Source organism: Draconibacterium halophilum, assembly GCF_010448835.1.
Lineage (GTDB): Bacteria > Bacteroidota > Bacteroidia > Bacteroidales > Prolixibacteraceae > Draconibacterium > Draconibacterium halophilum.
In genome coordinates this window covers 3,254,059-3,274,845 of record NZ_CP048409.1, presented here as the reverse complement: position 1 = coordinate 3,274,845, position 20,787 = coordinate 3,254,059, and the positions used below count along the sequence as shown (strand labels likewise).

Annotated in this window: 12 protein-coding genes and 1 pseudogene; 10 read left to right on the top strand and 3 right to left on the bottom strand. The window is 40.0% G+C overall.

Features of this window, described 5'->3' with window-relative positions; genetic code table 11:
* The first annotated feature begins 152 nt into the window (after positions 1 to 152).
* Both G0Q07_RS21325 and murI read left to right on the top strand, forming a co-directional pair.
* Positions 153 to 1,990 (top strand): annotated as a pseudogene (locus G0Q07_RS21325) (glycosyltransferase).
* Between the two features lie 20 nt (positions 1,991 to 2,010).
* Positions 2,011 to 2,838: a glutamate racemase gene (gene murI, locus G0Q07_RS13140; RefSeq protein WP_163348959.1), complete on the top strand. Its 828-nt coding sequence runs from the start codon at positions 2,011 to 2,013 to the stop codon at positions 2,836 to 2,838.
* Between the two features lie 12 nt (positions 2,839 to 2,850).
* Here murI and G0Q07_RS13135 read toward each other — a convergent pair whose 3' ends face one another.
* From G0Q07_RS13135 to G0Q07_RS13125, 3 genes are all read right to left on the bottom strand, one after another.
* Positions 2,851 to 3,948, bottom strand: coding sequence for a phosphotransferase enzyme family protein (locus tag G0Q07_RS13135; protein WP_163346708.1), 1,098 nt, complete (start codon positions 3,946 to 3,948; stop codon positions 2,851 to 2,853).
* Between the two features lie 86 nt (positions 3,949 to 4,034).
* Positions 4,035 to 4,937 carry a nucleotidyltransferase family protein gene (locus tag G0Q07_RS13130; protein WP_163346706.1) on the bottom strand — a complete coding sequence of 301 codons (903 nt, stop codon included), beginning with the start codon at positions 4,935 to 4,937 and terminating at the stop codon, positions 4,035 to 4,037.
* A gap of 62 nt (positions 4,938 to 4,999) precedes the next feature.
* The gene (locus G0Q07_RS13125; protein WP_163346704.1) at positions 5,000 to 5,512 is read right to left on the bottom strand and encodes a gamma carbonic anhydrase family protein; all 513 of its coding nucleotides are present in this window, start codon (positions 5,510 to 5,512) and stop codon (positions 5,000 to 5,002) included.
* 363 nt (positions 5,513 to 5,875) lie between these two features.
* Between G0Q07_RS13125 and G0Q07_RS13120 the strand changes: the two genes are divergently transcribed.
* The 8 genes from G0Q07_RS13120 to G0Q07_RS13085 all read left to right on the top strand — a co-directional run bounded on the left by G0Q07_RS13120 (position 5,876) and on the right by G0Q07_RS13085 (position 20,764).
* On the top strand, positions 5,876 to 7,717 hold the full coding sequence (locus tag G0Q07_RS13120) for a 2-oxoacid:acceptor oxidoreductase subunit alpha (protein WP_163346702.1): 1,842 nt from the start codon (positions 5,876 to 5,878) through the stop codon (positions 7,715 to 7,717).
* Between the two features lie 3 nt (positions 7,718 to 7,720).
* A complete protein-coding gene (locus G0Q07_RS13115) occupies positions 7,721 to 8,767 on the top strand; it encodes a 2-oxoacid:ferredoxin oxidoreductase subunit beta (RefSeq protein WP_163346700.1) in 1,047 nt (348 codons plus the stop codon).
* Positions 8,768 to 8,896: 129 nt separating this feature from the next.
* Positions 8,897 to 9,490, top strand: coding sequence for an RNA polymerase sigma factor (locus G0Q07_RS13110; RefSeq protein WP_163346698.1), 594 nt, complete (start codon positions 8,897 to 8,899; stop codon positions 9,488 to 9,490).
* A gap of 130 nt (positions 9,491 to 9,620) precedes the next feature.
* Positions 9,621 to 10,625, top strand: a complete 1,005-nt coding sequence (locus tag G0Q07_RS13105; RefSeq protein WP_163346695.1) for a FecR family protein — start codon at positions 9,621 to 9,623, stop codon at positions 10,623 to 10,625.
* 150 nt (positions 10,626 to 10,775) lie between these two features.
* Positions 10,776 to 14,111, top strand: coding sequence for a TonB-dependent receptor (locus G0Q07_RS13100; protein ID WP_203532537.1), 3,336 nt, complete (start codon positions 10,776 to 10,778; stop codon positions 14,109 to 14,111).
* Positions 14,112 to 14,132: 21 nt separating this feature from the next.
* Positions 14,133 to 15,689, top strand: coding sequence for a RagB/SusD family nutrient uptake outer membrane protein (locus tag G0Q07_RS13095; RefSeq protein ID WP_163346693.1), 1,557 nt, complete (start codon positions 14,133 to 14,135; stop codon positions 15,687 to 15,689).
* Positions 15,690 to 15,905: 216 nt separating this feature from the next.
* Positions 15,906 to 18,086, top strand: coding sequence for a GH92 family glycosyl hydrolase (locus G0Q07_RS13090; protein ID WP_163346685.1), 2,181 nt, complete (start codon positions 15,906 to 15,908; stop codon positions 18,084 to 18,086).
* A 245-nt stretch (positions 18,087 to 18,331) separates the two neighbouring features.
* The gene (locus G0Q07_RS13085; protein WP_163346683.1) at positions 18,332 to 20,764 is read left to right on the top strand and encodes a glycoside hydrolase family 95 protein; all 2,433 of its coding nucleotides are present in this window, start codon (positions 18,332 to 18,334) and stop codon (positions 20,762 to 20,764) included.
* Positions 20,765 to 20,787: the final 23 nt, after the last annotated feature.

The window sequence follows — 20,787 nt, the reverse complement described above, 5'->3', positions numbered from 1 at the left end:
TTTCATTCAGGATTTACTTTTTTTTATTCTAAAACATATTGCAATGATTATAGATTAAAACTATATTTATTGATCTCTAAAATTCCAGACATCCGGTTGTTCCGGTATTACTAGAAAATGATAATAACCAGAGATCTAACTAAAATAGACTTATGAAAGCAGCGAAGATAAAAAAGGAGGATGAAAAAGAAGAGCTAGTTGAAAAGGCTAAATTGTTTGAAGTAGCCTGGGAAGTTTGTAACCAGGTAGGCGGGATTTACACCGTAATCCGCTCAAAAGTGCCGTCGGTAATTGACAAATGGGGGAACGAGAATTATTTTCTTATCGGGCCTTATTTTGCCGATCAGGCAGCAGCACACTTCGATCCGGCAACCGATTTCTCCACACCCATTGGGAAAGCGGTATTGGAAATGCAATCGCGCGGCTTTGAAGTGTATTATGGCCAATGGATAGTCTCGGGTCGTCCCAATGTGATTCTTTTTAACCCTTATTCTATCTACGACAAACTCGGTGAAATAAAATATTACCTCTTTAAGGATTACAATATTGCTATCCCCGACGGCGATGAGTTGTTGGATAAAGTAGTAGCATTTGGGTTTCAGGTAAAAGAGTTTTTCCATTATTTATGTGGAACCGATTTTTGTAACGACACTATTATCGCCCACTTTCATGAATGGATGGCGGGTCTGCCGATTCCCGGAATACGAAAATCAAACCTGAATATAAAAACAGTATTTACAACACATGCAACTTTGCTGGGGCGTTATCTGGCAATGAATGATCAGGATTTTTACAGTCACCTACCATTTTATAACTGGGAAGAAGAAGCCAATAGATTTAATGTAGGGCCAATTGCAAATATAGAGCGGGCATCGGCACACGGGCTCATGTATTTACAACGGTTAGTGAGGTAACCGCTCAGGAGTGTACCTACTTGTTGGGCCGCACGCCGGATATGATCCTGCCGAACGGCCTAAATATTGAGCGCTTTGAAGCCACCCACGAGATGCAAAACCAGCATGTTCAGGTGAAGAAAAAGATTCATGAGTTTGTAATGGGGCACTTTTTTCAGAGCTATTCATTCGATCTGGATAAGACTTTATATTTCTTCACCTCCGGTCGTTACGAGTATCAAAATAAAGGTTACGATTTAACACTTGAGGCTTTGGCTCGATTAAACTGGAAAATGCAGCAAGCGGGAACCGACATGACGGTGGTTTCCTTCTTTATAACAAAACGTCCGTTTTATTCTTTTAATCCGGAGGTACTGCAATCAAAAGCTCAGATTGAAGATGTTGGCCGTGTTGTTGGAGAGATTCAAGCGCAGGTAGGCGACCGTTTATACAATAAAATTACAAGTATTACAGGTGCTTATGAGTTCCCTGACTTGAGAGCTTTGGTTGATGATTATCTGCGATTAAAATTGCGAAGGAATGTACAAAGTTGGAAAACGAAAAACCTGCCAAAAATTGTTACACATACTTTGGTTGACGATGCCAAAGACGAAATTCTGAATTTCCTCCGTACATCGAACATGGTGAATAACCAACATGATAAAGTTAAAATAGTATATCACCCCGACTTTATATCAACAACGAACCCTTTGTTTAAAATGGATTATACGCAATTTGTGCGTGGATGTCATTTGGGGATTTTCCCAAGTATGTACGAACCATGGGGATACACGCCGCTGGAATGTCTGGCCAGTGGTTTGCCATCGGTAACCAGTAATCTTGCCGGATTTGGAGATTATGTGGTAAATAACATACCTGATCATGATGACAAAGGGTTGTTTATAATCGACCGCACCGATGGGAATTTTAACCGGGCAGCCGAAGAACTGGCAAATATGTTATTCGAGTTTGTAAACTTATCGCGTCGCGACAGGATTGCATTGCGATATCGTTCCGAGGAAGCAGCCATGCATTTCGATTGGTCGAATCTGGGGAAATTTTATAATGAAGCCTATAAATTGGTTTCCGAGCGTTAAAAACAAACGATTTGAATACTATGAAATCCTCTCCAATTGGAGTTTTTGATTCCGGGTATGGCGGGCTAACCGTTTTAAAAGAACTGATAAAATGGATGCCCGAATACGACTTTTTATACCTTGGCGACAATGCCCGTACACCATACGGAACCCGTTCGTTTGATGTGGTTTACGATTACACTTTGCAGGCGGTAAAGTACTTGTTTGCACAGGGATGCCCGCTGGTAATTCTTGCCTGTAACACGGCTTCGGCAAAGGCTTTGCGCAATATTCAAATGTTGGATTTGCCGCATCTGGCTCCCGAAAACCGTGTACTTGGAGTGATTCGACCAAGTGTTGAGAAAGTCTCAGAAATAACAAAGAACGGACATGTTGGCGTATTGGGAACTGTTGGAACAGTTGTATCAGAATCGTATCCGATTGAGTTGAAAAAATGGTCGGAAGGAAGAGTAAGGTCAACAATTCAGGAAGCTTGCCCGATGTGGGTGCCTTTGGTTGAAAATAATGAAATTGAAAATTCAGGTGCCGATTATTTCGTGCAGAAAAACATTGAATCTGTTTTTCAGAAAGATAAATCAATAGATACACTTATATTGGGTTGTACGCATTATCCTCTGCTCATTGATGTGATTAAAAAATATGTACCTGAGAATATAAATATATTAACTCAGGGAGCAATTGTTGCTGAAAAACTGGTTGATTACCTTAAGCGTCATCCTGAAATGGAAAAACGGCTCAGTAAAGGCGTAAGTCTGGAATATCAAACCACAGAATCGGCCGCAACTTTTGAAAGCAAAGCAGCTTTATTTATGGGGAGTGAAGTAAAAGCTAAAACAGTACACCTTTAGCAGGTGTACTTTCTAATTCTTGAGTTCAGCAACATACGATTTTACAAAATCATCCATCGTTTCAAACTGATCCTCCATACTTTGCAATAATCTGTATTGTGCACGTGTGCGAATCAAATTATGATCGGGTGATTTTGTTTTGTAATAATTATCTCCGTCAATATAATCCATTAGGAATCGCAGTACTTGTTCGTAGGTAATATAACGTGCCGAAAAAGCCAGGTATTCGATTTCTTTGGCGCTTAGGAACGATGCTGTTTCTTCCAGGTATCCTTTAGCAAAAGCTTTAAAAATTGCCATGTCCATCGAAACATTGTCGAGGTTCTCATCGTCTTCTTTGCCGGTGTTGGTATAAAAGCGCATCGCATCGCCAAAGTCGTTTAAAACGGTGCTGCTGAGTACGGTATCTAAATCGATAACGCAAAGCACATCCCCATTTTTATCAAAAAGAATGTTGTTTATTTTTGTGTCGTTATGGCTGATACGTGTTGGAATTGTACCATTTTCCACTAACTCCCAGAAATTAAGCATTTCATCTTTTCTGCTTTCTATCCATGAAATTTCTTCGCTCACCTTTTCTTTCCTGCCCGCTGTATCTTTCTCCAGCACCTCTTCCCATTGTTTAAAACGATAGCGGATATCATGAAAACCGGGTAGAATATTAACAAGAGGTTCTTGCAAATCGGCTACCAGCGATTGGAACTTCCCAATTCCTTTTCCGCCGGCATAAGCCAGTTCCGGGGTTTCTGCTGCTTCGTATGCAATGGTGTCTTTTATAAACAGACAAACTGCCCAGTATTCATCCTCGTGATCAAGAAAATAAAGCTTTTCGTCTTTTGTGGGAATGATGGTCATTGCTTCGCGCATTGGATCACCCCCGGCGTCAACAACTTTCTTTTTAATGTGTGTACAAACTTTTTGAATGTTCTCCATCATGGATGGAATAGGCGAGAAGATGTTTTTGTTCTTACGCTGTAGAATATATTTTGGCCCGCCGTCTTTCGATTCAATAATAAAAGTATCGTTGATAAAACCCTCGCCCAGTGGTTTTACATTTTCAATTTCAGCATCAAGTTGAAAGTTTTGTGCAATGTTTTTTAAATCAGTCATGTTAGTTCAGATATTGTAAAAATTAGTAGGCAGAAGCACGAAGTCGGAAGAATTTGGTCCCAGCTTCGTGCTTTAAAATCGTATAATTATTTCCAGAGTTTTTCGGGATATACGCCTTCGTTAATAAGTGTTTTAATTTTATTTACCACAATCGGTTTATCCTCCTGGTAGGTTACGCCAAACCACGGCGAATTGGCTTCCAACACTTTCACTTCCACATCGTTGTCCCCAATCATTTCAAAAACCACCGACGGGATGTACATTTCCGATTTTGGTTTATCGATTTCGGTTTCGAGAAACTTTACGAATTTTCTTTCCAGCGCTTCGAAAATAGATGGATGAAAACCCCAGAAATTCATCGATACTCTTTCGTTTCCTGTTAAAGGAGTTTCCGAACCATCTTCCGCGATGGTTACGGCAGCATTTTCTTTTTTGAAAATGTTGTGTGTTTCAACAATCTTTACCAGGTTGTCGTTTTCATTCACCGTGCACATACCCCGCGAGACCGATCCGTGTTCCGACAGCGTGTTTTTAAGTTGGTAGCCGATCATTGAGTAAGTTTGTTCCTGCACCGAGTTGTTCAGGAAGTCGGCCATAATCTGGTAGGCTCCATCTCCGTAGAAGTCGTCGGCGTTGATGGCGCAAAACGGCTCGTTAATTACATTTTTGGCAACCAGAATTGCATGTGCTGTTCCCCATGGTTTTTCGCGCCCTTCGGGCAATGTAAATCCTTCGGGCAAGTTATCCAGTTCCTGGAAAACGTATTCCACATCAATTTTGTCCCTTAATTTAGCATCAAACTTTTCCTTAAAAGCATCGGCAAAACTTTCGCGAATAACAAAAACTACTTTGCCAAAACCGGCACGAATAGCGTCGAATATGGTGTAGTCAATAATTGCTTCTCCGTTTGGGCCAACAGGTTCAATTTGTTTCAATCCTCCAAAACGACTTCCCATTCCGGCAGCCAATATGAGTAAGGTTGGTTTCATTCTTTTAATTTTTTGGTTCTTATTTATTATTACTTCGGACTTTTGTCTTCGTGCTTCTTTATTTACTTATACCAGCTTGAATACATGTGGTAGGCATTTGCAATTCGTTCCACTTCGCCGTGCAGCAATTCGGGACTTATATCCTTTACCTTCCGTGCCGGGACGCCTGCGTAAACACTGCCCGATTCAACACGTGTACCTTTTGTAACTACCGAGCCTGCTGCAACAATCGAGTTGCTTTCAACAATTGCGTTGTCGAGAATTACGGCGTTCATACCAATCATTACATTATCTTTTAATGTACAACCATGAACGATAGCTCCGTGTGCAATGGTAACGTTATTGCCAATATGAGTGGGGCTTTTTTGGTAAGTAGCATGAATGGTGGCATTGTCCTGCACATTCGTATTATTACCAATTTTAATATAATGCACATCGCCGCGAAGAACAGCACTATACCAAATGCTGCAGTTATCACCAATTTCCACATCGCCGATTAGTGTTGCAGTTTCAGCCAAAAAACAGTCTTTTCCTATTTTTGGTTTCTTATCGTTTAGCTCTTTTATTATTGCCATTATCTGAATAGAGTTTAAATTGATTACAAAAATAAGAAAACCAAAAAACTATCGCATAAGTCATTCAAATCTTGTTAAATAATGGTTACATTTGCTTTAGATTATTTCGATCGACCTTGATGAAAACCGGTTCTAAAATTATGATTTAGTAGTTTTGGAGGCGTTTTTTTTATGAATTATACAGACTTAAAAGAAAATAACTAAAATTTGAAAATTGGGTTGTGTTAAAATAAACCGTTCTTTTTCAAAAATGAATTCAAATATTTTTAGAGATGAAACGAGCAGGTATAATTTTTCGCACTAGAAAGAGAGATTTAAAGCGAGTTACATCGAATACAGCTAAAAGCTATAAATTTTAATGAGATGAAAGAAACTAAAGTTATCGAACTGGACGAAGTAACCATTAGGTTTTCTGGCGATTCCGGCGATGGAATGCAGCTTACCGGAACCTTGTTTTCCGATACTACAGCGCTTCTTGGAAATGATATTTCTACCTTTCCGGATTACCCGTCCGAAATACGTGCACCACAAGGGACAGTAGGTGGTGTATCGGGGTTTCAGGTACAATTTGGACAAAAACAAGTGAATACCCCGGGAGATAATGCGAATGTATTGGTTGCCATGAATCCTGCGGCAATTAAAGCTAATGCGCGTTTTTTAGAGCCCGGGGGTACTATAATATACGATTCGGATTCGTTTACAGAAAAAAACCTGAAAAAGGCTAATTTTGAAACGGATGATCCTTTTGCAGAATGTAACCTGGAAGATTATTTCAAGATTTCGGTTCCGATCTCGAGCCTTACAAAAGAAGGGTTAAAGGATTTTGGCCTGGATAATAAAAGTGTACTACGAAGCAAAAATATGTTTGCTTTAGGTTTGGTATGCTGGATGTTTAACCGCCCGCTTGAATATGTAGAAGAATTTGTAAAAAATAAATTTAAAAAGAAGCCGGTTGTTGTTGATTCTAATATTAAAGTATTGCACGATGGTTACAACTATGGATTAACCATGCAACACATGACACCAAGCTACCTGGTGAATCCGGCAGACATTGAAAACGGTACATACCGAAATATAAATGGTAACCATGCCACCGCCTGGGGATTTTTAGCTGCTGCTGAAAAATCAGGGTTGGAATTGTTCTTGGGATCGTACCCAATTACTCCTGCCACCGATATTTTATCGGCATTAACAGAACGAAAAGATCTTGGCGTAAAAACATTCCAGGCAGAGGATGAGATTGCAGGTATTTGTTCGGCTATTGGCGCTTCGTTTGCAGGCGACCTGGCCATAACAACTACTTCGGGTCCCGGGTTAGCATTAAAAGGAGAAGCAATTGGTTTGGCTGTTATGGCTGAACTACCGCTTGTTATTGTAAACGTACAACGTGGTGGCCCATCAACTGGTTTACCAACAAAAACCGAGCAATCAGATTTAATGCAGGCTTTATACGGACGTAACGGTGAAAGTCCGGTTGTGGTATTGGCAGCCAGTACGCCATCAGACTGTTTCTATTATGCTTTTCTGGCATCAAAAATTGCATTGGAAAGAATGGTGCCGGTTATTTTGCTCACCGATGGATTCTTAGGAAACGGTAGCGAGCCATGGAAAATTCCTACAATGGCCGATATGCCATCTATTACTCCGCGAATTGCTAAAGACAGCGACGAATTTTTGGCTTATAAACGCGATGTGGCAACACTGGCACGCGAGTGGGCTCATCCGGGAATGGCAGGATTTGAGCATCGAATTGGTGGCCTTGAAAAGAATGTTACCGGAACGGTTAGTCACGATCCGGAGAATCACCAGAAAAACAGTGAAATCAGAGAAGAAAAAGTACAGCGTGTAGTTGACATGATTCCTGATTTGGAAATTTGTGGCGACGAAGACGGAGGAGATATTTTGGTTGTGAGCTGGGGAGGAACTTTTGGACATACTGCCAGCTCTGTTCGCGAAATGCGTCTTGCCGGTAAAAGTGTGAGTCTGGCTCATTTCAACTACATCAAGCCGCTTCCAAAAAATACAAAAGAAGTATTCAGTAAATTCAAGAAGATTATTGTTTGCGAGCTGAATCTTGGTCAGTTTGCAGCCTATTTGCGTAATGAGTTGCCTGAATTCAGCTATTACCAGGCCAATAAGGTAAAAGGTTTGCCATTTACTGTTAGCGAATTAAAAGAAAGTATTACTAAACTTTTGGAGGACTAAACAATGACTGATGTAAAATATACTATAAAAGATTTTAAAAGCGAGAACGAAGTACGTTGGTGTGCCGGTTGTGGCGACTTTGCCATTATTAATGCCGTTCAACGAACAATGGCCGGAATGGGAATTCCTAAAGAGAAATTTGCAGTAATCTCGGGTATCGGCTGTTCTTCGCGTTTCCCTTATTATATGAATACTTTTGGTTTTCATACCATTCACGGGCGCGCAACTGCTGTCGCTTCCGGAGTAAAAGCCGCTAACCCCGATTTAAGTGTTTGGGTAATGACTGGTGACGGTGACTCAATGGCCATTGGCGGTAACCACTTTATACACCTGATAAGAAGAAATATTGATGTAAACGTAGTGTTGTTTAACAACCGCATTTATGGTTTAACAAAAGGTCAGTATTCTCCAACTTCCGACCGTGGGTTTGTGAGTAAAACTTCGCCATTCGGAACAGTTGAAGATCCATTTGTGCCGGGACAGCTTGTTGTAGGTGCTCGTGGTTCGTTTTATGCCCGTTCAATTGACAGTAACCTGAAGTTGAGCCAGGCGATTTTTGAAACAGCTGCCAAGCATAAAGGCACTTCTATTGTTGAGGTACTTCAAAACTGTGTGATCTTCAACAACGGTATCCACAATGCGATTACCGATCCAAATCACCGTGCCGACCGTCAGCTTGTTCTTGAACACGGAAAACCAATGCTGTTTGGTGCCGAAAATGAAAAAGGATTGGTATTCGATAAAGGAAAATTGAAAGTAGTTAAGGTTGGCGAAAACGGTGTAACTGAGGCTGATATTCTTGTACATGATGCACAGGAAGTTGATCCGACTCTGCATTTGGCTTTAATAAATATGGCTTTGCCTGATTTCCCTGTTGCATTTGGAGTAATTCGTGCAGTACCGGCTCCTGTTTACGATATTGAAATGGAAGCGCAAATTAAAGAGGTACAAAAAACACGCAAAGTAACTTGTGTTGATGAGTTGCTCAACTCCGGAAATACTTGGGAAGTTACCGGAAATAAGAATGGCTCAAGTAAGAAGTGTTTGTAATAACAAACTTGAAAATATAGATGAAGGCTCTGCTGTTTAGCAGGGCCTTTTGTTATTACAACCTGATAAAACTGATTTTATGTGTTAATTAATTTTACTTATTTTGCGACAACTAACCAACTAAAATAGATGTTCGACATTCAAACTAACGTACAAATTAAGAAAGGGAATCCGGCAGCCTTCAAAGACGTGTTCCGCATGCTTTATCCACGTCTTAAAGGATATTGTAAACTGTTTGTGTCCGACGATAATAAAGTAGAAGATTTAATTCAGGAAACATTTATTACGCTATGGGAAAAACGCAATTCCATAAAAACTGAACATTCTATTGAAAGTTTCCTTTTTGTAATTCTTAGAAATAACTGCCTTAATTTCCTTAGAAATGAAAAAATGGAAAAAACTACTTTTTCTATTGATGTGGAAGAGGTGAGTGAACTTCAGTATTTGTACCAGATTGATTTTTTAGGAAAGGAAGAAAAAAGCCTGGAGGAGCAACTCATTGAGTCATTTCAGGAAGCAGTGGATGAACTACCTGATAAAATGAAACAGGTATTTACACTTTGTAAGATTGAAGGCCGAAAACAAAAAGAGGTGGCGGAAGAAATTGGAATCAGCTTAAAGATGGTTGAAAAACATATTGCGAAGGCCAAGGAGCAGATTCGGAAAAAATTGATGAACCAATATCCAATGCTTATCATTATTATAACCCTATTGCTGGATTGACAGATATGGTAATGATGTGGTAAGTTGTTAAAAGTCAGTAATTCTACTGGCCAATAAATAATTTCAAAATAAATTTTAATAAAAGGGGTAGGGTTTTTTCACTTTATGTGTACTCCTATCAGAATACAACATGAAAGAGATAATAGTTAAATATTTGGAAGGAAGAGCATCGGCAACAGAGCAGATGCAATTGTTGAAGTGGCTTCGAAAAAAAGAAAATCGCATAGTTTATAATAGTTCTAGGTTAGTTTGGAAAAAGAGTCAGAATGAAAATGCACTTCCGAAAGGAAGTGAACAAAGCTGGCTTACTATTCAAGATCAGATGTTACAAAAAAGTTTCAAAAGATGGCAGTATTCAGATAAGGTGAACCAGTTGGTTCGGATTGCAGCCATCTTCTTTTTTGTACTTAGTTTAGGAGGAGGCGCCTATTTTATTTCGAACCAAGATAAACAGGAACCCAATTGGTACACGCAGGTTGAAGCAGAAAACGGGCAAATATCAAAAGTAAAATTGCCTGATGGTTCACTTGTATGGCTTAATTCAGGATCGAAGATAGCTTACAATAATGGGTTTGCTGACAATAACCGCGAAGTGAGGCTTGATGGTGAAGCCTATTTTCAAGTCACGAAAGATGAACAGCTTTCTTTTGTGGTAAGCAGCGGAGACATTCAGGTAAAAGTACACGGAACACGGTTTAATGTTTCTGCTTATCCTGAATCGGAGAATATTGATGTAGTTTTAGAATCAGGAAAAGTTCAGCTTTTAAGTTCTGAAGTATCCTCATTCCAGTGTTTTCTGAGCCCCGGAGAAAGAGCATCATTTGTAAAGGCAAACAATCAATTAAATATCAGTAAAGTAAATACAATAAAGTATACGTCGTGGAAAGACGGCATGCTGAATATTTATAACCAACCACTTGTTGAGGTGTTGAAACGATTGGAGAAAAGATACAATCAAGAGTTTGAGTTTGCGGAAGAGTTAAAAGACTTTCATTTTACCTTCACAATTAAGAACGAGCCGCTTGACGAGATAATCCAAATTATGGAGAAGATTGCACCAATAAAAACGAAACAAGAAAAGAATGTGATTGTGTTTAAACTAGATCAGAAAAAAATAAGAGAATTGTCGAGATAAAAAAACCGAAAGTGCGGTAACACTTCCGGTTAGTATTTACCATCGGCAAACGGTAAATTAAATTATAAATTAAATCAATGTAAAACTATGAAAAAAATCCTAATCCAGGGAAGAGGTTTGCCTTCCTTTTGGAGTAAAAGCTTAAAGCTTATGAAACTAACATTTTTGTTTTTAATGGTTGGGCTGATGCAAGTTTCGGCAAATGTATATAGTCAATCAACCAAACTGACATTGGCAATGCACAACAAAAAAGTTGTGGAAGTGCTTGACGAGATCGAAAAAAAGTCGGAATTTCATTTTGCCTATAGTTCTGAATTGATCGATATGAACCGGAAAGTATCGGTGGAGTTGAACGATCAAAAAATTGATGAAATTCTGGATGTTGTTTTTGATGGAACCGATGTAAGCTACGTTACATACGACCGACATATTATGCTCTATCCTGCTGAAATGGATGGCCAAAATGCCGGTAATATTAATATGCGTGGCACCCAACAAAGTGTGTCTGGTATTGTTACCGACGTTGGAGAACAACCTTTACCGGGAGTAACGGTAATTGTAAAAGGAACATCAAATGGTACCGTTACAAATAACAATGGTGAATACTCAATTACCGGTGTATCCGACAATGATGTGTTACAGTTTTCTTTTGTGGGAATGAAAACGCAGGAAGTAAGTGTAGCAGGTAAATCTGTAATTAATATATCAATGGAAGACGAAACTATTGGTATTGAAGAGGTTGTTGCCATAGGTTACGGTACCATGCGAAAACGTGATGTAACAGGCTCAATTTCAAAAACCGAAGGCGAGGAGTTGGTAAAATCTCAGAATTTTAGTCCGTTAGACAACCTCAGAGGTAAGGCCTCTGGTGTAAATATTTATTCAAACTCATCACAGCCGGGAGCCTATCAAAGTCGTGTTGTTATCCGCGGGATGTCTACTATTAATTCTTCTACAGATCCATTGTATGTTGTTGATGGTGTTGTTATGGAGAATTTTGGTTTAATGAACCCAAATGATATTGAAAGTATTGAAGTACTGAAAGATGCTTCTGCCACCGCCATTTATGGTGCACGAGGTGCAAATGGTGTTATTTTAGTAACTACCAAGCGAGGAAAAACAGGTAGCGAAGGAACGGTTGTAAGCTACCAGGGATCGGTTGGTGTTAGCACCGTTGCTCGGTTTATGGATGTACTGAATGCCCAGGAGTGGACAGATGCATTTATGATTGGTCTTGAAAATGAAAACAACTACATGGGGTACGATTGGTCGCTTAACCGCACCGATTGGTTTACCGACGGAAGCTATTTTGATGGACAGGGAAATCCTTTATATGATACTGATTGGCAAAAAGAAGCAACACGAACGGCTATTTCGCACAATCATCAGTTAAATATTCAGCAGTCGGGTAAAAAGTCTTCAACAGGTGCTTTCCTGAATTATACCGACCAGCAGGGAGTCGTTAATAACACCTTCAGCAAAAGGGTAAATGCCAAACTTACATACGATGGCGAACCAACTAAATGGTTGTCAACAGGTATAAATTTAATGGTTAATCACTCGTGGGGACGTTACACGCCTGAAACTGGTGGTGGACAAGATGCACGACGCACAATGATAGAAATGTTGCCATGGCTGCCTGTTAGAGATGCTGATGGTAATTATACCACTTCTTCAACTTCTTCACTGTCTGATACATTTGGATTTGAAGGAATGTCTAATCCGGCAATGATACTGGATTTGCAGAAACGGATGAACTACAATACTCAAATCTTTGGAAATGCTGCTTTAACCTTTCATTTAATGGAAGGATTGGATTTGAAAACACAGTTTGGTGTCGACAAGCATAACAGGACTTATAAAGGTTATTCATCCATTTTATTGAACAACATTTCAATGCCAAATGGTTGGGCCGAGATTCAACACCGAAATACTTTTTATTGGCAGGAAGAAACTTACCTGACTTATAAAAAGGTAGTTGGCGACCACCGTTTAAATGCTATGGCCGGTCTTTCGTGGCAGAAACGTACCTATAATTACGATGGCTCACGTACCGAAGGATTTAGCGACGATTTTTACGAATGGTATAATATGGGTGCAGGAACAAATCCTTCAGCTCCATCGTCAAGCTACAACGATTGGGCAATGAATTCATACTTTTTAAGAGTTGCTTACACCCTTAAAGATAAATACTCGGCAACCGTTACTGGTCGTTACGATGGTTCTTCCAAGTTTGGTGCCAATAACAAATATGCGTTTTTCCCATCGGCTGGTTTGGCCTGGAATATGTCGCAGGAAGATTTCCTAAAAGACAGCGAATTGATCGATATGCTTAAAATTCATACCAGCTATGGTATAACAGGTAACTCTGAAATTAGCCCGTACAATTCGTTGGCATCAGTTAGTTCCGGAACGTTATTAATGGATGGTTCGCGTTCGCCCTATTCATATATAAACTCTTTTGCTAACCCTGATTTGAAATGGGAAAAAACAGCACAATGGGATTTGGGCTTTAACGTTGGGTTATTGGATAATAGTTTAAACTTTGATGTTTCATATTATTACAAAAAGACAACTGACTTGTTGCTGAATACTCCGCTGCCAACATCTTCCGGTTTTAGTTCAATCTTCAAAAACATTGGTTCTGTAAAAAACCAGGGACTTGATATTATGGTGGATGCCACACCAGTAAGAACAGCCGATTTTACGTGGAATTCAACAATAAACCTAAACTATAATAAAAATGAAATTCTTAGTCTTGGCGACAACGACGAAGATATTGAAATGAATTATTGGGTTGGAGGTTCTGAGAGTATCTTGCGTGTTGGCGAGAACCTGAGCAGTTTCTTTGGTTATAAACGACTTGGTGTTTATACTGTTGAAGATTTTGAAGCAGGAGATATTGAGCGCAGTCAGATTGGCCGTGCTAAACGTACCAACGAAAAAGAGATCATTGGTAAAGGTATGCCTGACTGGACTGGTAGTTTTATCAATACCTTCTCGTACCGGAACTTTGATTTAACTGTTGATTTACAGTTTGTTTGGGGTGTTGAAACAATGCAACAGTTTTACCACTCAACCTACGACCGCTTTGGTATAACTAATGGTTTGTCAAATATTTTATACGATGCTTACGATGGAACGAACCCAAATACAATGCAACAAGCTATTTATTTAACGAACTCAGGCCATGCAGGGCAAAATACAACCGTAGATTCAAGTTGGATTGCAGACGGTTCTTATTTAAGAGCTAACTTGATTCAGTTTGGTTACACTGTTCCACAAAGCTATTGTCAGTCAATGGGTATTGCGGCAATAAGAGTTTATACCAATGTAAATAATGCATTTTTGTTGTGTTCAGACGATTTTAATGGATACGATCCTGAATCTACATCGCGAGGTGGCGACCAGTTTGGACAAAACATGACATTCTTCTCCTATCCAAGAGCCAGAACATGGACGTTTGGAGTTAATGTAACATTTTAATGAATTATAATTAGAACGATCATGAAAAAGATAATATTATTCTTATTAATAGGGGTCTTCGTAATGACCTCATGCGACGAATTTCTGGAGGAGAGTCCAAAATCATCATTAACTGATGTGGATTATTACAAAACAGAAACTCAGGCTACTGAAAACGTAAATTATTTGTACCGCAATGGAGCAACAATACGAATTGCACATGCATCAAGTGCATATATTGGTTCCAAGTCATCAATTTTGGGAATGCTTACAGGCTATTTTGTAAATAGCTACGAAGGCCAGGAAGTGGTATGTAAATATTCTCGTTTACTTACTCGTCAGGGACATACAAATGAGATCTCAGGAACATCTGATGATATTTGGGATAACTGTTACCGTACAATTAATGTTGCTAACAATGCAATTGCCAGTATCCCCGGTATTGAAATGAATGAAGGCGTTGCCAGCACATTGACTGCTGAAGCCAAATTCTTCAGAGCATTTAACTATTTTTATTTGGTGAAAACATTTGGCGACGTTCCTTTATTACTGGAGCCTGCAACTTTAGAGAGTTTATATCCCGAAAGAACTGCAGCTGCAACTGTTTTCGAGCAAATCGAGAGGGATTTAATCGACGCAGTGGAGGATTTGCCTGCACAAACATTTGCATCAAACGGCCACCGTATTTCAAAATATGTGGCGGCAATGGCTTTGGCTGATGTTTATTTCTATCAGGGAGATTATGGCAATGCAAAAACCTATTCAAAAATGGTTATTGATTCTCCTCATTCGCTGGCAGAAAATAGTGATTTGGCAGAAAACAGTGCTTTCAATCAGTTGCGTACAACCGATGATCTGGGTGAGGTAATTTATAGTTTGGAATACAATGCCGGAATCAGCAGTAGTTCCTGGAGACCAACTTATGCATTTACATCGTCGGCCACAGCTGTATTTGGTACGTATTCAATCTTTGAAAGAACCTACGGCCCGATTGACCGGTATTTAAATGTTTATGACGAAAACGATCTTCGTATACAACCCAACCAGTTTTTTCACTGGGAATATACCAATCCAAATAATGGTAAAACGTGGACCGCTCCGGAAGGACAAGCCGGTTGCTGGTATTATTTTGATGAAGACGCTTTGTTGAATACAGGTATCGGAACAAAAGACTGGAACTTTTATCGTTTGGCAGAAGCGTATTTAGATTATGCTGAATCAATTGCTCAAACCGATGGAGTAACAGATGAAGCGGCTACCTATTTGGCAAAAATTCAGGCACGTGCTAACACCGAAGGAAAAACGGAAGCTGAAATAAAAACTGAATTATTGAGCATGTCGAATCAGGAATTTATTGAAACTTGCTGGACAGAAAGACTACGCGAATTCGCTTTAGAATTTAAAATATGGGATGACTGTGTGCGTACAAAAAAATTCCCTGTTATTTCAGAAACAGAAAAAGGAAGTGTTACTTATGTTGATTTAATTGGTGCCCAAAATGCTGCCGGTGCTACCTTTAAAGAAACAGATTTGGTATTCCCGATTTCGTTAAGCGAATTGCAACGTAATCCTAACCTGACTCAAAACACAGACTATTAATTGAGTTTGATTAGTAGGGTATAACATCAGAATTTTGTGCTCTGGAAATAAGATGAACTTGTAAAAAAGCAACTTATTTAAAATGACACAATTTGCTGATAACACAATATAGATTTGGTTTGAAAAATAGAGAGGCTGTTATTTTTTGGCAGCCTCTTTTTTAACCGAATCTGGCATTCATTACGCAAAAAAAATCATTCAAATTATTGGATAACAATGAAGAACCTACTATTATTTTTGTTCATACTTATAAGTTTCTCCTGTAGTCAAAAACAGCAGGAAAAACCGGTTAAGGACTTTACTGAATATGTTGATCCAACAATTGGTAATGTTGGACACATTTTACAGCCAACACGGCCAACGGTTCAATTGCCCAATCAAATGACACGAATGACGCCTGATCGAGCTGATTATATGGATGATCAGATATCATCTTTTCCGCTAAATGTAATCTCGCATCGTGTAGCTCAGGCATTTTTTATTAAACCTATTGCCGGAGAGCTTTCTGAAAATTGCTGGAGTAAAAGGTTAACCTGGGATCATGATCTTGAAGTAAACCTACCGTGGTATTATATGACTGAGTTGATTGAAGAGGAAGTTACAGTGGAATATACTGCGGGTAAAAAATCAGGAATTTTTCGATTCCAATTTCCTGCCAACCAAAAGGCGAATTTATTGCTCGGTCATTACTATAAAGAAGGTCAATATTCTTTTTCTGAAAATAATGCTATATCTGGTGTTGAATTTTTTCGAAATGTAAAAATCTACGTTTATGCAGAGGTGGCGAATAAGTATGATATAAAGAAAGACGAAGATAATAGGCTTGTAGTTAGTTCAGTAGCCGATAATACGCAGGCACTGGAATTCAAATATGCGACTTCATTTATTAGTAAAGAACAGGCTCAGAAAAACTTTAAGGCTGAATTGGAAGGAACAACTTTTGATGAGCTGAAAAACCAGGGGAAGTTAGCCTGGGATAAGGTAATTAACCAAATAGAAGTTAAAGGTGGCACAGAAGCCCATAAGAGGAGCTTTTATACCGCTCTTTACCGTTGTTACGAACGAATGGTAGACATTACTGAAGATGGTAGGTATTTTAGTGGATTTGATAACCAGATCCACCAAAGTACACGTCCATTTTATGTCGATGATTGGGTGTGGGACACATACCTGGCTCATCATCCGCTTCGTTCCATTCTTCAACCCGATGTGGAAGCAGACATGTTACAGTCGTATGTAAATATGTACGAGCAAAGTGGCTGGCTGCCAACATTTCCGGTGATATATGGTGATCACACTTGTATGAATGGATTTCACTCAACTATTTCATTTCTCGACGCCTACCGCAAAGGAATACGTAATTTTGATGTTGCGACGGCTTTTGAAGGAATGCTGAAAAATGCCGAAGAAGCGACTATGTTGCCCTGGCGAAATGGTGAAAAGTGTGGATTGGACGATTTCTATCATGAGAAAGGATTTTATCCGGCATTAGCTCCGGGAGAGAAAGAAACGGTGCAACGAGTTCATCCTTTTGAGAATCGTCAGTCGGTAGCCATTACATTAGGCCACAGTTATGACGATTGGGCACTCTCGCAAATGGCAGGAGAATTAGGTGAGGAAAAAGTGCAGAAGACATTTGCACAGCGTGCTTCAAACTATAAGAAATTATGGCACCCGGAACAAAAAATGTTCCTGCCGAAAGATGAAAATGGAAATTGGATTGATATTGATCCAAAATTTGATGGGGGCATGGGAGCACGTGCCTACTACGATGAAAACAACGGTTGGACGTACAGGTGGCAAACGCAACAAGATATAAACGGTCTCATTGAATTGTTTGGAGGTATTGAACCATTTGAGTCTGGTCTTGATCAGCATTTTCGTGAAAGTTTAGGTAGAAGTAAATACGAGTTTTGGTCTAAGTTGCCGGATGCAACGGGATTAGTAGGACAGTTTTCAATGGGGAACGAACCCAGTTTTCATATACCATACTTGTTTAACTTCACCAATTCACCCTGGAAAACTCAAAAATGGACACGCTTTTTATTGGATACCTGGTTTAAGGACAATGTATTTGGAATACCCGGAGATGAGGATGGTGGAGGAATGTCGGCTTTTGTGGTTTTCTCCGCTATGGGATTTTATCCTGTAACGCCGGGAATTCCTGAGTATACGATAACGAGCCCTTTATTTGAAGAAGTTACAATCAATTTGGAAAATGGTAACAAATTTAAGGTTTGTGCGGCCGGATTATCGGTTGAGAAGAAATACATTCAAAGTGCCCGCCTAAATGGCAAAACAATGGAAAAACCATGGTTTACTCACGAGGATTTAATGAGTGGAGGAGTGCTTGAACTGGAAATGGGGCGCCTGCCTAATAAAAAGCTATGGAATTAAGATATATGTTAATGTTCTCCCTGATTAAAGGGAGTACCCAAACCAACTAAAACCTAATTACCGGGGCGGGCAATAAACCGGCCTGCTCCCTTTTTTCTAGATTTCTTTTAATTCATATATAAGGATAGGTTAAGAGGCTCTGCAAATTTGTAGGGCCTTTTTTTATTATTTTACCGATCTCAATAATTTTATATCTTGCAGCTAATCGCAAAACATATATCAACTATTCTTAAATAAATAAACCGATGAAACGATTCAACCATTTACTCCATCTTTTAATCGTAATTATTCTCGTAGTATTCCAGTCGTGCAGTACAAAACCTGTTGACGATGATAAAAGCTCAGCTCATGTTTTGTGGTACGATAAACCGGCCACTTATTTTGAAGAAAGCCTCGTGCTCGGCAACGGGAAAATGGGCGCCTCTGTTTTTGGTGGGGTGGAATCGGATAAAATTTATCTGAACGATATAACGCTTTGGTCGGGCGAGCCGGTTGATCCTTATATGAATCCGGAGGCCTACAAATATGTGCCTGAAATACGGGAAGCGCTGGCCAATGAAGATTACGAGCTGGCAGATAAATTAAACCATCATTTAATGGGGAAATATTCACAATCGTATGCCCCGCTCGGTACCTTATTTTTAGAATTTCAGCACAGTGAGAATGTAGAAAATTACCATCGCGAGTTGGATATTAATAAGGCCGTTTCATCAACTTCTTATGTTTTGGATGGGGTAAATTACAAACGTGAGTATTTTGTTTCCTATCCGGATCAAATCATGGTAGTAAAATTAAGTGCCGATACAAAAGATGCGCTGAATTTTTCTGTAAAATTCGACAGCCAGTTGCGTTTCAGTACATCAGCAGACGAAAATGTATTGAAGGTAGAAGGTTATGCGCCATATCAGGCAATGCCTAATTACCACGCGGGAGATGAGGAGCCCATTAAATTTGATGAAAACCGTGGAACCCACTTTTCAACCTATATGAAAGTGGAGAGCAATGGTGGTAATTCCTTGTATACGGATAGTGTATTAACGGTTTCAGGGGCAACCGAGGCGGTACTTTATGTATCGATAGCAACAAGTTTTAATGGCTTTGATAAAGACCCCGCAAAAGAAGGCTTGGATAATAAAGCCATTGCACAGAGACAGTTAATGGAGGCTGGCAAGAAAGAGTTTGCCGAAATCGAAGAAGCACATATTAATGATTATAGCTCGTTAATGAAGCGAGTTCATCTTGATTTGGGCGAAACAACGGCCCCGGAATTACCCACTGATGAGCGTTTGAAAAGATATTTCAGTGGAGCCGAAGATAAAAACCTGGAAGTGCTGTATTTTCAGTATGGACGATATTTACTGGTCGCCAGCTCGCGAACCGAAGGCGTTCCGGCCAACCTGCAAGGGCTTTGGAACCCTCATCTTCAACCGCCATGGAGTAGTAATTATACCATGAACATTAACGTGGAAGAAAATTACTGGATGGCCGAAACAGGCAACCTGAGTGAAATGCATCGTCCGCTCTTGTCGTTTATTGGTAATGTGGCAAAAACGGGAGCCGTAACCGCCAAAACATTTTACGGCGTTGATAAGGGGTGGGCATCGTGTCATAATTCCGATATCTGGGCAATGAGCAATCCTGTTGGTGGTTTTGGCGAAGGCGACCCCGTGTGGGCGTGCTGGAACATGAGCGGCCCATGGTTGTCGACTCATTTATGGGAACACTACCAGTTTACTCAGGATGTCGATTTCCTGAAAAACCAAGGATATCCGCTGATGAAAGGTGCCGCTGAATTTTGTTTGAATTGGATGGTGGAAGATAAACATGGGAATTTGATTACCTCGCCATCTACTTCGCCCGAGAATCTTTATATAACCGATGAAGGTTACCGCGGCGCTACACTTTATGGCGGAACAGCTGATCTGGCGATGATAAGAGAGTGTTTTTTACAAACAATACAAGCAACCAAGGTACTGGATGTGGATGCAGATTTCAGAAAAGAGATGGAAAATGCTTTGGCAAAAATGTATCCGTACCAGATTGGTGAAAAAGGTAACCTGCAGGAGTGGTATTACGATTGGGAAGATGCTGATCCGAAACACCGTCACCAGTCGCATTTGTTTGGTTTGCACCCGGGCAATCATATTACTCCCGGCAAAACTCCCAAACTGGCAGAAGCCTGCAGAACAACACTCGAAATTAAGGGAGATGAAACAACAGGCTGGTCGAAAGGCTGGCGTACAAATTTGTGGGCGCGTTTGCTCGACGGTAATCGTGCTTACAAAATGTACCGCGAATTATTGAGTTATGTCGATCCTTCGGGTACCGATACACAATACAGCCAGGGTGGGGGAACATACCCGAATTTGTTCGATGCACATCCTCCGTTTCAAATTGACGGTAATTTTGGTGGCTCGGCCGGTGTAATTGAAATGTTGCTGCAATCGCACCAAAATCGTATTGATTTATTGCCTGCTTTACCCGATGCCTGGCCCGAAGGTTCGGTGAGCGGTATTTGTGCCCGAGGCGGTTATGAAATATCAATGGACTGGAGTGAAGGCGAATTGAACAATGTTACTGTTTTGGCCAAAGCCGGCGGAAGTACAAAACTGGTGTGCCAAGGAAAAGAACAAGAAATTGACTTGGAAAAAGGCGAGACAGTTACGATGGAATGGTAACTGCTTTCCTTCTATTATTTTTA

Coding starts and splice junctions, on each gene's coding strand:
- G0Q07_RS13120 (WP_163346702.1), top strand. CDS start 5,876: ATGAAAGAAACTAAAGTTATCGAACTGGACGAAGTAACCATTAGGTTT.
- G0Q07_RS13090 (WP_163346685.1), top strand. CDS start 15,906: ATGAAGAACCTACTATTATTTTTGTTCATACTTATAAGTTTCTCCTGT.
- G0Q07_RS13130 (WP_163346706.1), bottom strand. CDS start 4,937: ATGAAACCAACCTTACTCATATTGGCTGCCGGAATGGGAAGTCGTTTT.
- G0Q07_RS13115 (WP_163346700.1), top strand. CDS start 7,721: ATGACTGATGTAAAATATACTATAAAAGATTTTAAAAGCGAGAACGAA.
- murI (WP_163348959.1), top strand. CDS start 2,011: ATGAAATCCTCTCCAATTGGAGTTTTTGATTCCGGGTATGGCGGGCTA.
- G0Q07_RS13085 (WP_163346683.1), top strand. CDS start 18,332: ATGAAACGATTCAACCATTTACTCCATCTTTTAATCGTAATTATTCTC.
- G0Q07_RS13110 (WP_163346698.1), top strand. CDS start 8,897: ATGTTCGACATTCAAACTAACGTACAAATTAAGAAAGGGAATCCGGCA.
- G0Q07_RS13100 (WP_203532537.1), top strand. CDS start 10,776: ATGAAACTAACATTTTTGTTTTTAATGGTTGGGCTGATGCAAGTTTCG.
- G0Q07_RS13125 (WP_163346704.1), bottom strand. CDS start 5,512: ATGGCAATAATAAAAGAGCTAAACGATAAGAAACCAAAAATAGGAAAA.
- G0Q07_RS13095 (WP_163346693.1), top strand. CDS start 14,133: ATGAAAAAGATAATATTATTCTTATTAATAGGGGTCTTCGTAATGACC.
- G0Q07_RS13105 (WP_163346695.1), top strand. CDS start 9,621: ATGAAAGAGATAATAGTTAAATATTTGGAAGGAAGAGCATCGGCAACA.
- G0Q07_RS13135 (WP_163346708.1), bottom strand. CDS start 3,948: ATGACTGATTTAAAAAACATTGCACAAAACTTTCAACTTGATGCTGAA.